Source organism: Paenibacillus sp. FSL H7-0714, from assembly GCF_038003765.1.
Classification (GTDB): Bacteria; Bacillota; Bacilli; order Paenibacillales; family Paenibacillaceae; genus Paenibacillus_AQ.
In genome coordinates, this window is sequence record NZ_JBBOPT010000001.1 from 3984522 (window position 1) to 3997831 (window position 13310).

The 13310-nt window shown below is 44.0% G+C and carries 11 protein-coding genes; 4 read left to right on the forward strand and 7 right to left on the reverse strand.

Going from position 1 to position 13310, the window contains the following annotated elements; translation table 11 throughout:
• Positions 1-2: 2 nt before the first annotated feature.
• From NST34_RS17710 to NST34_RS17730, 5 genes are all read right to left on the reverse strand, one after another.
• The gene (locus tag NST34_RS17710; RefSeq protein WP_341128443.1) at positions 3-1469 is read right to left on the reverse strand and encodes a sensor histidine kinase; all 1467 of its coding nucleotides are present in this window, start codon (positions 1467-1469) and stop codon (positions 3-5) included.
• Positions 1466-2164, reverse strand: a complete 699-nt coding sequence (locus NST34_RS17715) for a response regulator transcription factor (RefSeq protein WP_341128444.1) — start codon at positions 2162-2164, stop codon at positions 1466-1468. Before NST34_RS17715 ends, NST34_RS17710 begins: the two co-directional genes overlap by 4 nt.
• Positions 2157-3434, reverse strand: a complete 1278-nt coding sequence (locus tag NST34_RS17720; protein ID WP_341128445.1) for a hypothetical protein — start codon at positions 3432-3434, stop codon at positions 2157-2159. The genes NST34_RS17715 and NST34_RS17720 overlap by 8 nt, the downstream gene beginning before the upstream one ends.
• A gap of 40 nt (positions 3435-3474) precedes the next feature.
• The gene (locus NST34_RS17725) at positions 3475-4200 is read right to left on the reverse strand and encodes a phosphonate ABC transporter ATP-binding protein (protein WP_341128446.1); all 726 of its coding nucleotides are present in this window, start codon (positions 4198-4200) and stop codon (positions 3475-3477) included.
• Between the two features lie 90 nt (positions 4201-4290).
• Positions 4291-5445: an MFS transporter gene (locus NST34_RS17730; RefSeq protein WP_341129564.1), complete on the reverse strand. Its 1155-nt coding sequence runs from the start codon at positions 5443-5445 to the stop codon at positions 4291-4293.
• A gap of 162 nt (positions 5446-5607) precedes the next feature.
• Here NST34_RS17730 and NST34_RS17735 point away from each other — a divergent pair, with 162 nt between their 5' ends.
• The 3 genes from NST34_RS17735 to NST34_RS17745 all read left to right on the forward strand — a co-directional run bounded on the left by NST34_RS17735 (position 5608) and on the right by NST34_RS17745 (position 8137).
• Positions 5608-6525, forward strand: coding sequence for an ArsR/SmtB family transcription factor (locus NST34_RS17735; protein WP_076283561.1), 918 nt, complete (start codon positions 5608-5610; stop codon positions 6523-6525).
• Positions 6526-6561: 36 nt separating this feature from the next.
• Positions 6562-7308 (forward strand): HAD family hydrolase, encoded by a 747-nt coding sequence (locus NST34_RS17740; RefSeq protein ID WP_076283560.1) that lies wholly within the window; start codon positions 6562-6564, stop codon positions 7306-7308.
• A gap of 103 nt (positions 7309-7411) precedes the next feature.
• Positions 7412-8137 carry a thioredoxin domain-containing protein gene (locus NST34_RS17745; protein WP_341128447.1) on the forward strand — a complete coding sequence of 242 codons (726 nt, stop codon included), beginning with the start codon at positions 7412-7414 and terminating at the stop codon, positions 8135-8137.
• 89 nt (positions 8138-8226) lie between these two features.
• On the opposite strand, the gene NST34_RS17750 is transcribed toward NST34_RS17745, so the two are convergent.
• Positions 8227-10482 carry a type IA DNA topoisomerase gene (locus NST34_RS17750; RefSeq protein ID WP_076298739.1) on the reverse strand — a complete coding sequence of 752 codons (2256 nt, stop codon included), beginning with the start codon at positions 10480-10482 and terminating at the stop codon, positions 8227-8229.
• A gap of 186 nt (positions 10483-10668) precedes the next feature.
• On the opposite strand from NST34_RS17750, the gene NST34_RS17755 reads away from it, so the two are divergent.
• Complete coding sequence (locus NST34_RS17755) at positions 10669-11532, forward strand: pentapeptide repeat-containing protein (protein WP_076298740.1); 864 nt, start codon at positions 10669-10671, stop codon at positions 11530-11532.
• An 11-nt stretch (positions 11533-11543) separates the two neighbouring features.
• Here the strand turns inward: NST34_RS17755 and NST34_RS17760 are convergent, their stop codons facing one another.
• Entirely contained in the window at positions 11544-13259 is a 1716-nt protein-coding gene (locus tag NST34_RS17760; RefSeq protein ID WP_341128448.1) for a proline--tRNA ligase, read from the reverse strand.
• Positions 13260-13310 lie beyond the last annotated feature (51 nt).

The following is a 13310-nucleotide window of genomic DNA, read 5'->3' on the forward strand; positions in this document are numbered from 1 at the left end:
CGTCATGCCTCCCAATCATCTAATTCTGGAAAGGTAGCTGTAATTTGAGTTCCCCCTTCTGAGTTAACTTCAGGCTGTGGTTCTGTAAGAGGCAAGATGACGGTAACTTCCGTTCCTTTTCCAAGCTCACTTACCATATCAAGTGTCCCATTATGAAGTTCTACAATCTGCTGTGAGATCGCTAGCCCCAAGCCTGTTCCTCCATTGAGTGCATCCACTTGAAAGAAACGGTCCTTAACTCTGGAAATATGTGCTTCACTAATCCCTATCCCGCTGTCTCGTACCATAATCGCTGTTTCTGTAGCGGACAGTCTCTTCGCAGACAATTCGATACTGGACTCCTCATGGGAAAACTTCACGGCATTGTCTACCAGATTTAAGAACACTTGCTTTAGACGATTGGCATCCCCTTTAACAAAGATTCCATCTTCACATTCTAGAAGCAAGTGGATACGCTTCTTCTCTGCCTTAGCCCAAATATTAAGGATCGTTTCCTGAAGTAACACTTTTACGTCAACAATCCCAATGGACAGCTTCATCTGGTTCTGCTGCAGCTTTGAAAAGTCGAGAATCTCCTCCACTAAACCAATCAGTCGTTCACTTTCTCTTGAGATAATACTTACACCAAGCTGCGTCTCCTCCGGATCATAGCCACCAGAGACCAAGGTTTCACTCCAGCCCTTGATACTTGTAAGGGGTGTCCGCAGCTCATGTGAAATGGACGAGATGAAATCATCCTTAATCTGATTACTGCGCACAATTTCCTGAGCCATATAATTGAGCGTTGAAGCCAAGTCACCAATCTCAAATTTGTAATTCCCCTTAATCCGCACATTAAATCTACCCTTAGCCATTTGGGCTGATACCGCCGTAATGTTATTGAGCGGCTTTACGATTGAATTGGCAAGTCCGAAGCTGAACACGATAACAACAGCCATAACAGCTGCACCTATTCCAATTGACAGTAACGTAAGATTAAGCAAATCGTTGTTGATGCCCTCAAGTGAAGTAAGATATCTTAGAATATACGTATCACGTCCGTGAACCTGCAGCATCTTGGACACAGCCATAACACTCTCGTTAGTACCACTCTGGCGTCCTACCCAGCGGCCAATACTGCCCCCTACCGCTTCAGGAACGTCACTGGTTGTAATCGTACGGTCAGGCTGAAAGCCGGTTGAACTAGTAATCATATCGCCATTCAAGGTCAATATTTCTAGTTCGGTATTATTCAGCGAAAACCGCTCCAGCAGCTCTTGCAGTTGATACGAATTGCTCTCGCCATTCAACTGGTATTTATAGAAGAATGACTCTCCAGTGGTAATGTGATTTTTTATCTTGCTGTACACACTGTCATAATAATACGTTCTGATGGCAAGCAGGAAGATAACTTCTACAAGGAGAAGCGCCAAAAAAACTACAAGAATGTAGTGTAGAACGATTTGTCTGCGCATCCCCTTCTTAATCATTGTACTTGGCCTTTCCATCTATATCCGTGTCCCCATACCGTTTGCAAAAATTCTGGCTCTGACGGATTGTTCTCTATCTTTTGACGCAGACGACGAATATTCACATCCACAATCTTGGGATCACCCATATACTCCTTGCCCCACACATGATCCAGCAGAAGATCGCGGCTGAGCGGCGTATTTTCTTTTTCGAGAAAGAATTGGATCAATGAAAACTCTGTTGGCGTCAGTTCAATGGCTTCATTATCACGTTTGAAATGCTTGGAAATAAGATCCAAGGTAAATGGCCCTGAAACGAAAGAAACTTTCGCTGACTGTTCACGATGAACATTCACTCGACGCAGCAGCGATTGAATTCGAGCAATCAGTTCTGTCGGGCTGAACGGCTTACTAACATGGTCGTCAGCGCCTACGGATAAGGCATACACTTTATCCTGCTCTTGAACCTTGGCAGTCAGAAAAATAATACCCAAACGTTCATTGTTTTCTCTGACCCGTCTACATACTTCAAATCCATCAATACCTGGAACCATTACATCCAATAGAGCGATATCAATATCAGGGATCGTGGTTAGCTTGTGAAGAGCTTCATGCCCATCCGCAGCCTCTATCACTTCGAACCCATTCCGCTTCAAGTTAATGACAATAAAACTACGAATGGACTCCTCATCTTCCAGAATCAGTACTTTACTCATCTATTCCCTTCCTTTCTATAGGGGAGGCAATTTTATTGCTTCCTTCCATTGTTGTACTTTGTTCTAACTTACCACGGTAGGCGATAATCTTAGCTGCATCACGAGCAAGCAGATCCCAACCGTCATTCTTCACACGGTCCCATTCAGAAGGAGAAAAGAAGGAAACCTCAGCAACCGTCTCACCGGTATCAGACATGATGAACTTAAGGTTCTTGTCCTGAACCGATTTCGTATCAACTGTCACCTTCCCATGCCATTCCGGAGAAAAATTAATATTGAATCGATCCGATGGATCATGATATAGCTGGGTTGTGAAGGTCAGACCGTCTTTTCCATCCCATTTATAATAGGAGGTAAAGTATGGAATCTCAGCTGGATCGAAATACTCCCATCCTTTGGGTGCCTCCAGCAATCCAATTTCAATAATGCCATCATGATCAATATCTTCACTTACAATCCGACGATCCTTATAAGTCCGCGCATCGCCTGGTAGAACCACATGCAGCTTATTGTTCTCCATAAGAACAATCGAGGTATAGGCAGATTGAGAATCTACCGCAGCATCCAATACGATTCCTTCTTTATTCTCTGAGATTTTTCCTGCAACAATATTGTAATAATTATTAAAATAAGGGTCGATATTATCCAGTTTATCGAGTACCTTAAAGCCATCATTATACTGATAGATCGAAATGTTTACAAATTCATTTCGTTTAAAATAAACAACGGTGATGTCTTCAATTCCATCTCCGTTCAGATCATTAATCATATAATTTGTATACGGAAGCGATAACACTTCTTCCAAAGAACCGCTGGCATAGCTATAGACAACCAGGCCTTTTTCTTTTTCTCGTGAATAGCCTGTAACGATATTCAGCTTCCCATCACCCGTCAAATCCCTTATATCAACCGACTCCAGCACAGATCCGTCACCATCGAATACAAGCTTCTTGACCCAGGTATCGCCCTGTTTCTCCAGGATCATTCCGTGAATCAATACAGCTTCTCCAGGAGTCTTATAGAACACAAGCGTCTCCAAAATCCCATCCTTATTGAGATCCTCACTAAAGATGGTACTATCCTCGTCATTGGTCGGACGAATCAACGTGGAACCTGCTGGCATAAATGAATTAATAGCAGCCATAAGTGTTGCTTTGTCAGCAGACAATTGTGGAGATTTCATCTTAGAAACAGGATCACTGATGAAAGTACAACCCGACAGTACGGATAACGTCAGCGTTGCGGCTATAAAGCACCTAAGACTTCTCATATTCAACTTCATCACTCTTTTCCTTATCCGTGTCCTATATTTAAAGATTTGCACGTTCTTGGAACGTTAATCTACGCCCCTTTATATCATGCTTAATTCTGCCATCTTCTAGTACCCATAGACGCGTAGCAAAACGTTCCGCTAATTCAATCGGTAACACCGTTACAACCGAAAGACCGGTTTCTTTACACAGCTTCCGCAATGTTTCCAAGACACTCTCCGCGGATTTAGGATCTAATCCCGTAACCGGTTCATCCGCTAAAATCACTTTAGCACCGTGAGTCAACGCTCTAGCAATCGCTACACGCTGCCTTTCTCCGCCACTAAGTTGACTTGTCTTCATCTTCGCCTTATCCAGGAGGCCAAGGGCGTCCAGTTCATCCATTGCACCCATATAATCATCTGAACGTACCATCCCAGTGACCATTCGCCATAACGGCGTTTGTGAAGACTGGCCGATCAGTACATTTTTCAATGCAGTACGGTTAGGATTGAGCTCTGCATTCTGCTCCAGGTATGCCCACTCGCGGCGGATTTTTCTTTTACCTGTAAAGGCACTCGCCATTATATCTGTACCGTCCACTCTAAAATTCCCTCTATCCCACTTCTCACGCAGCGCTAAACAGCGCAGTAAAGTGGTCTTACCGCTACCGCTAGCTCCAAGTATTGCTACGAACTCACCCGGTTCTAATTGAAACCCTATATCCTGTAGAACTGGATTCTTATCTTCCCCAACTGCCTTGGCTAAGTGTTCAACTGTGATCATAGTTCAGCCTCTCCCTGTCTTTATCTATAATCTATAGTGTACTCTGAAAGCCAGATGAATTTCCATGCGAGCACTCGTTCTTATCTTACCTCAAATTTTTTGCCGTGGCGAGAAAAATAACCCAAGCAATCCGAAGGCGATATATAAAGCGCCCATCAAGCCGAAAATCCCCCCGCCCCAGCCGACTTGCATGAGCAAACCGCCGATACCTGGACCTATAATACTGCCTATACTAAAATGAAAAGAAGCAACCACATTTGCAGCAGGCAGTAAATGTCGTGGTAAAATGTCCGCAGCCAGACTAAGCCCTAACGAGAAAAAGGAGCCTACAAGTCCACCAGCAATCATCAACAGCACCATAGTCACTTTGAAATGGTCACCTGCTAATGGCAGTAATGCGAAGGCAATCCCGCCTCCAATCCCAGTAAGAATCAATACCTTCTTTCGACCAAAACGGTCGCTCCACAGTCCTAGCGGGAATTGTAACAACAGTCCTCCAATGCCCGCAAAAGGCAATAAGGCTACAATTTGATCCGTGCTGTATCCGATCCGGAGGCCATACACTGGAAAATTACTGTTTAAGCTTGCTTCCATGAAACCGTATAGGAGTGCAGGAATTAAAGCAAACCACGCTAGACTGTAACAACGTCCAAACCGGCGTACCTGACTTTCTCCACTCTCAACTTTATCTGGACGTGAATCCGGAAGCATTGTAACGGCTAGTATTAGGACCAGCAAAAAAAGAAAAGCTAGAACAATAAAGGGTGTTGCCTGACCAAAGCGCAGCAGACTAATTCCAAGTGGCCCCAAGCTAAAGCCCAGACCATAGGACATCCCATACAGGGAAAGATTTCGTCCACGATGCTCGGCAGGTGTCATTAGCAGCACCCATAGCTGGGCGGCATAATTGATAGCTGCATCACCAACACCTACAAGTAGACGTAACACAAACCATATTTTGATTCCAGGAAAAAAGGGGAATAAAAGCAAGCTTACTAAGACTAAGCTTATCCCGCCAGCAATCAATTTTTTGAATCCAATCGCTCCGAGAACTCTTTCAGCAATCAAGGTCATTCCGAATGATCCTATGTATAAAGCAGCTGCATTAAGTCCATTAAGTGAAGAGGAAACTCCTTTCTGCTCCAATAGAATGGATAATACGGGAAGCAGCATTCCTTGGCTGAGTCCAGCCGCTATAGTAGCGGTAATAAGAATCATGAAATTCATTTTGCTGTTACTTCGAATAGATAATTTTGGCCGGTCTGACACAGATGATATCCCCCTATGATTAATAACGCTAATTTGTTCTAACGCCAATTGGCAAACACCGAACATTATAGTGGACAACCCTCTTCAAAACAAGAGATAATATGAAGATGTTACGGATTTCCTGGGGGTGCATGAGACATGGAGTACGAATTAAAGATCGACGTATCGCCGGTTTATGAACTGCTGGACAGTTTTATGTTATATGTAACTAGAAAATGGATCTCCAATTTGGACATTGGTCCCCACTGGATAAGTGATGTGGAAGATCGCATTTCTCCTCATAAGGTAACAGCTTTAATGCAAGCCGCCGAGTGGCCTTTTACGGATTATGATGTGCTATATGCCTGGGTTTACATTCGAGGACCCGCAACTTCAGTGCAGCATTTCTTAGATGATCTGGATTCAGCCTCCATAGAAGAATGTTATCAGCAAATCGCTCCGCTCATTCAGGAGTTTACGATTGAAGATGCTTTTCGGATTCGGAGCAGCTATAGTCCACTCTTGCGTCTCTGGTACGAGCAATACTTCCGCCATGTGGAGCACAAAATATTACCGCTATTAATTGAAGATGCTTCTGAGAAAAAAATGCTTGAAAGTAAAATGGATCCCATTTCTCTAATTGAATACGCGTCTGGCGGTGTAGTTTTCGAGGAGATCACGGATCTAAAAACGATTGTATTACTACCAACTGTTCATAATCGTCCGATTAACACCTACTGCTTCTACAAAACCATGGTGATCGTACAATACCCTGTAGATGTACCTTTAGAAGACGAAAATGAACCACCTATGGTGCTTTTGCGCATGACCAAGGCACTATCCGACCCCACCAGACTTCGATTGCTTCGCTATGTCGCACATGAACCCAAGTCGTTGTGGGAGATGCAATCAGATCTTAATCAATCCAGAGAAATGCTGATGCATCACCTTATGATTCTACGAGTAGCCGGCCTACTCCGCATCCATCTTAGAGGTGAACAAGATGAACGTTTCAGTATTCGCCCTGACGGCGCATCAGAGCTTCAAATGTTCCTAGAGTCTTATATTTATCTATAGAACACTATACAGATACAGATCCAAGGAGTGAGAGATATGAAATACATGACACAACAGGTGATTTTCGATCTAGATGATACACTGGTCCACTGCAACAAATATTTCGATCTGATTTTAGGGCAATATTTTGAGCTAATGACTGATTGGTTTAACGAATTTGGCCCGAGCACCAGTGACCTACGCGACAAACAAATAGAAATTGACGTGCACACGGTCAACACAAGTGGTCTTGCCAGCGATAATTTCCCTAAATCCCTAATCGCTACCTACCGCTATTTCTGCGCAAAATATAATCGTCCGACGGACCGTTTTCAAGAACAACAGTTACACAAGCTTGGACTAAGCGTCTATGATCAAGAAATCGAAGCTTACCCTGGCATGGTTGAAACGCTGGATACTCTGAAGCAGGATGGTCACCATTTATTCCTGTACACAGGTGGAGACGATACGATCCAACAACGTAAAATTGAGCAAATGAAGCTAGATGCTTACTTTGATGACCGGATCTATATTCGTCAACATAAAAATGTTGAGGCACTTGAAAATATTTTGACTACGCAAGGCTTTGACCGCAAACGCACCTGGATGATTGGTAACTCTTTACGTACAGATGTACTTCCGGCAGTAACCGCAGGCATTAACAGTATCTATCTGAAGCAACAGAATGAATGGAGCTATAACCTTATTGAACTGGAGCAAGAAATGCAACAAGCAGTGAAGACCATTTCCTCCATCCATGAGGTGCCTCCTGTTATTCGTACTGCTACCCTGCAGAAACTCTAGGTGCAAAGTAACCTCAGACATTGTTACAAATGACATATCTACTCTACCTCTGGGATGATTATACTATTTTTGTATAATTCCTAAATGAGGTAGGAGATGAGATATGAACAAGAAAGTGAAGTCCAACCATTCTCGAACTAACAAACAAATGCTTCCCATGCTCTTAGGTATAGTTGTTATAATCCTTGTCGCTGTTATTGTCTTCATTCTAAATGACAAGACGGACAGTACAGAGGGTTTACCGAACTACACTGATGTGAAGGGGAGCATTGTTGTTGATGGGCTGAAATATGAAAAGCAACCTCATCTTGGTAGTCCTGATGCCAAAATCAAAGTCATCGAATTTGCAGATTTCAAATGTCCTGCCTGCAAAAACTGGACGGAGAAATATCTGGATACGTTTGTTAAGGACTACGTGGATACCGGAAAAGTTGAGCTTTTCTTCATGAACTTTGCCTTTCTGGATCGAGATTCCTATCTTGCTGCAAGTGCAGGTGAAGCCATTTATAGGCAAAGCAACGAGAAGTTCTGGGAATATCTCCATAAGCTGTACGCCAATCAAGGCGATGAGAGCAAAATATGGGCCACACAGAAGTTCATTCTAAATTTCGTCAAAGATAACATAGAAGGTATTGATTACGCTCAATTCGAAACAGATCTCAAGAATCATACCTATATGTTCGACGTCAAAGAAGACTTCAAGATCGCGGGATCGTACGCGGTTAATGGTACACCTAAATTTATGGTAAACGGAACCCTGCTTCCTGACTCCTCCTATGAAGGGTTAACTGCAGCGATTGAAGCACAGCTGGCTAAATCCGCTGAATAATTATAAGGCATGATTAAAAAGGTGTCTCTGCCATGTATCCATCATGGCTAGAGACACCTTTTTACCGTACACCCATTCTTTTTGATCGACTATGATTCAATTGCTAATTCGCCCGTATCCATATTTTGAAGCACTAGCTTGCCTTCCAGAGGTGTACCGTCTTCGCTGGTAAGCTTTAGCTTGCCCGTCCGACCTTTCTCTATCAACGCCTTCACTTGTGCATCCGTGAGTGTACGACCATGATTCTCTTTCCAAATCACGAATTTACAGCCTTCCTTGTAATGAGAGCAGCCGTAGCCTTTTTTACCCATAAAAATCATTCCACCGCAGCCGGGACGCGGACAGTTTCCAATGACCTTAGGCCCTGAATTGGCAGATTCCTCTTCACTACTTGCCTTGCGCTTTCGCGGCGCCGCAGGTTTGTCGGTGGTTTTACGAGATGTACTTCCAGCACTTCGCCCTTTAGCACTTGTATTGACAGAAGGCGTCTCCCCTTCAAATGAGGTTTTGGACGCCCGAGATTGTACTCGTACTTTGTCTACGATCATGCAGGCGAATCTTTTTACATTCTCCATAAACTGCCCGTCCGACGCCGTTCCTCTCGATATTTCGTTCAAACGACGTTCCCATTGTCCGGTCATTTCCGGTGAAGTCAACAGCTCAATACCCGCTCCACGAATCAGCTCAATGGCTGTTCGTCCTTTTTGTGTGATGGCAATTTTTTTGCCCTGCATTTCGATGTATCCGACATTCTTCAGCCGTTCTATCGTTGCTGCACGGGTAGCCGGAGTTCCAAGCCCTGAATCCTTCATAGCATCGCGAAGCTCTTCATCCTCAATCTGCTTTCCGGCACTTTCCATCGCTCGAAGCAGCGTACCTTCTGTGTAATGCTTGGGTGGCTGAGTATCTTTCTCTTTAACAATAGCCTCACTACAAACCACTTCTTCTGCCGGAGCAATAGAAAATGGTTCGTTCACTTCGATCTCTTCGTCCTCTTCGTCATCCTTGTTCTTACCCTTGGAAGTCTTCGCTTTATCCTTCTTCTGGTCCGCGTAAATGACCTTCCAGCCGAGGCTTAATAATTCCTTGACTGTGGTTTTGAACTTTTCCTCTTCTACCTCGGTCATCACCGTATGCACTTTATACTCCGCTGCCGGATAGAACTGAGACAAAAAACGCCGCACAATCAAATCATACAGCTTTCCTTCATCTGCACTAAGTCCTGATGCTTTACGATATGTAGGCAAAATCGCGTGGTGATCCTCAACCTTCGAGGGGTTGCAGATGAATTTATTCCCTTTATGAACGAGATTGCGATTCGCACCCTTCACCCACTCATCATACGCCGTCCCTTGCAGCGCGGATAACGTCTTATGCATCTCAGGAATATTCTGTTCTGTAACATAGTTGGAGTTCGTCCGCGGATAAGAGATCACCTTATGCTTTTCATATAACGCTTGAGCAATATCAAGCGTCTTTTTTGCGGAAAAAGCGTACTTTCCATTCGCCTCACGCTGCAGCAGCGTCAAATCGTACAGCTTATTCGGATACTCTTTTGTTTCCTTAACCTCGTAAGACTCAATCCGGCCCGGTTTTCCTTTGACCTTGGCAGCTAGCGCCTCCGCCTTATCCCCATCAGTCAGCCGATCCCCCTGCCACATGCCTTTATAGGTCATTTCATTCTGAGTAAAATGTCCCTCCACCTCAAAAAACTTTAGGGAAGAGAACGCCTCAATCGTCTTCTGACGGTCGTAAATCAGCGCGAGTACGGGAGTTTGAACCCTACCCACGGACAGCAGCACATTATGCTTTGTAGTAAAAGCACGTGATCCGTTCATGCCGATGAGCCAATCCGCTTCACTGCGAGCTTTTGCTGCTTTCGTTAGATTCTCGTACTCCGATCCATCCTTCAGCTCCTGGAATCCTTTGCGAATGGTCTCTGGCGTCAGATCCGAGATCCACAACCGCTTCACAGGATGCTCCAGCTTCAAATGTCGTTGAATGAGTGAAAAGATATGCTGCCCTTCTCGCCCGGCATCGCATGAATTCACTAGAAGATCGCTACGTTTCGCAAGATCTCCAATTACCTTGAGCTGGTCGATTGTCCGCGCATTAGGAACCAGTTTGAACTGGTCTGGAATAATGGGCAGATCATTAATATTCCACTTTTTGTATTTAACATCATAAGCATCCGGCTCGGCCAAACCGATTAGATGCCCTATTGCCCAAGTAATAATGTACTGCTCCCCTTCAAGATAGGAACGGTAATTTTTGGCCTTCGGTTCTATTGCGGCGGCGATATTCCGCCCCATATCCGGTTTCTCCGCAATAATGAGTGTCTTCAAAAACAATCGCTCCTTACCTTTTCGTTCTTAAGTCCAAAATGCGTCCAGTATTCTATTATACCATTAACCTCGGTTTTTTTTAATGGATTGGTTAGTAGGCCTAGGTAAAATTCAGACTTCCCTTTGTCTTTTCTATGAATTAGAATAGTTTGGTAAACGAGTTTTATATATCGGAGGAATCAAAACGTGTCTGAAAATCACAAATTTACAGAACCTTATAAGGACAAAAACGGTCACTATTTAAAAGCAGAATGTGAGAGCTGCTTCGGTTTGTGCTGTTCCGCATTACCTTTTTCAGCTTCAGTGGATTTTGCTATGGATAAAGCAGCTGGCCAGCCGTGCCATAACCTACAATCAGACTTTCGCTGTGGTGTACATACAGATTTAAGAACGCTTGGATTTCGTGGTTGTACTGTATATGACTGTTTTGGGGCTGGGCAAAAGCTTTCTCAGGTTACTTATACCGGTGAGGACTGGCGGAAGAATCCAAAAACTGCAAAGCAAATGTTCGAGGTATTTACGGCCATGTGGCATTTGCACGAATTGCTATGGTACTTAAATGAATCATTGAACTTAGATATAACCCATTCAATACATGTTGAGCTGCAAACAGCACTCGATGAGACGGAACAACTCACTTTACTTAACCCTGATTCTCTACAGAAGGTGAATGTTGACGCTCATCGAGCAAAGATTAATCTGTTACTGCTGCAAGTCAGTGAACTTGTGCGTACTGAGGCTCGTCGTAAACTAAAAAAAGCATCGAGAACTTTCAGCCGTGGTGCTGACCTTGTCGGCGCAAATCTTAAAAATGCAGATCTCAGGGGCGCCAACCTGAGGGGAGCCTATTTGATTGCCGCTGACCTTAAAGGCGCTAATCTTAGAGGTGCAGATCTTATTGGTGCAGATTTCCGTGACACTGACCTTAGGGGCGCTGATCTATCAGAGAGCATTTTTCTAACTCAGGGTCAGATTAATGCGGCAATAGGTGATGATCTCACAAAGTTACCTCCAGCACTTTCCCGCCCTGAACAATGGCTTTCAGTTTGAGTTATAGAAGTTTAATTCAGCTGCGAAAAGAATTCTTGGATACGAGAAACTGCTTCTAACTTTTCTAAGACTTCTTTACCCGCAGCGGAGGCTCTTTCTAGATACTCCACCCTACCTTGTGCAGCCTCCTTACCGACTACTAGCGTTACGGGTATACCAATCAAACTTGAATCCTTAAATTTAACGCCAGCACGTTCATTCCTATCATCTAGAAGCGTCTCAAAACCGAGCTTAGTAAGTTGATTATAAAGCTCTTCTGCAACTTCCAGTTGCTCCGAGTCCTTTATGGACATGATCAAAATATGAACCTGATAAGGTGCTAATGCAACTGGCCACATTATTCCTTGATCATCATGATTTTGTTCTACAATTGCGGACAATAGACGCGAGATTCCAATTCCGTAACAACCCATGATCATAGGCTGACTTTTGCCTGAACGATCTAAAAAGGAAGCTCCAAGCTTCTCACTGTATTTGGTACCTAATTTAAAGACATGTCCGATTTCAATGCCTTGATGAAAATGAAGAACGCCTTCCTCGCAATGTGGACAAGCTTCTCCTTCCGCTACATTGCGAAAATCCCCCACATGCTCAAGCCCAAAATCTCTACCAGGTACAACATTACGGAAGTGATAATCTTTTTCTCCTGCTCCCGTCGTACCATCCGTCATCTCAGCAACTGCGGCATCAACTAGTACAGTTAATTGAAGTCCCACAGGCCCCACAAACCCACTCTCTACACCCGTTAAGGATTTCACAGCTTCATAGTCAGCAAGCCTGATCTCCATTGCTCCGATATATTTACTCACTTTTATCTCATTAACTTCATGATCTCCTCGAACCACTACAGCAAAGAATTGTCCGCTACCTTCGTAGATCAATGTTTTCATAATCTGCTCTGGCTGGATCTCCAACTCCTGCTCTAATTGATCAATTGTGCGTAAATTTGGAGTATGGAATTTCTCTTTCGCTGGTACTTCGAAATTCATTTCCTTCTTAACAGGACGCACAGCTTCTGCCTGCTCCAGATTGGCTGCGTAATCGCAAGAGGAACATACCGCAATCGTATCTTCCCCGATATCAGCCAGTGCCATAAATTCATGGCTGCCCCCTTCTCCGCCAATTGCACCAGAATCTGCATGAACAGCTCTGAACTTCAATCCACATCGCTTAAATATCCGGTGATAAGCATCGAACATTTGGTGGTATGATTTATCAAGTCCTTCAGAGCTTATGTCAAAAGAGTACGCATCCTTCATCAAGAACTCTCTTCCTCTTAGCAATCCGGAACGTGGTCGCCGTTCATCTCGAAACTTAGTCTGAATTTGATACACGGTAACAGGAAGCTTACGATAGGAGTTGATCTCATTCCGCACAAGTGTGGTTACTACTTCTTCATGCGTTGGACCGAGAATGAATTCCCGCTCATGACGATCCTTAAAAGTCATCAACTCCTTACCATAAACATCATAGCGTTCTGATTCCTTCCAAAGTTCCGCAGGCTGCATGGATGGCATTAAAATCTCCTGCGTTCCGGAATGATCCATCTCTTCTCTCACAATCGCTTCTATCTTTCGCAGAACCCGCCGTCCAAGTGGTAAATAGGTATACACTCCAGCAGCTAATTGACGGATATACCCCGCACGCAGCAGTAGCTGATGACTGTTTGTCTCCGCTTCCGAAGGCACCTCACGCAGTGTTGTTAATAATAAATTGCTTTGTCGCATCTTAAATACCCTCCCCAGAAATTATCTCTCTAAATGCAAAAAGACACATTC

What these genes read in the sequence shown, in the direction of transcription:
- NST34_RS17710 (WP_341128443.1), bottom strand. Translation starts at nt 1,469, where the DNA reads ATGATTAAGAAGGGGATGCGCAGACAAATCGTTCTACACTACATTCTT.
- NST34_RS17715 (WP_341128444.1), bottom strand. Translation starts at nt 2,164, where the DNA reads ATGAGTAAAGTACTGATTCTGGAAGATGAGGAGTCCATTCGTAGTTTT.
- NST34_RS17720 (WP_341128445.1), bottom strand. Translation starts at nt 3,434, where the DNA reads ATGAGAAGTCTTAGGTGCTTTATAGCCGCAACGCTGACGTTATCCGTA.
- NST34_RS17725 (WP_341128446.1), bottom strand. Translation starts at nt 4,200, where the DNA reads ATGATCACAGTTGAACACTTAGCCAAGGCAGTTGGGGAAGATAAGAAT.
- NST34_RS17735 (WP_076283561.1), top strand. Translation starts at nt 5,608, where the DNA reads ATGGAGTACGAATTAAAGATCGACGTATCGCCGGTTTATGAACTGCTG.
- NST34_RS17740 (WP_076283560.1), top strand. Translation starts at nt 6,562, where the DNA reads ATGAAATACATGACACAACAGGTGATTTTCGATCTAGATGATACACTG.
- NST34_RS17745 (WP_341128447.1), top strand. Translation starts at nt 7,412, where the DNA reads ATGAACAAGAAAGTGAAGTCCAACCATTCTCGAACTAACAAACAAATG.
- NST34_RS17760 (WP_341128448.1), bottom strand. Translation starts at nt 13,259, where the DNA reads ATGCGACAAAGCAATTTATTATTAACAACACTGCGTGAGGTGCCTTCG.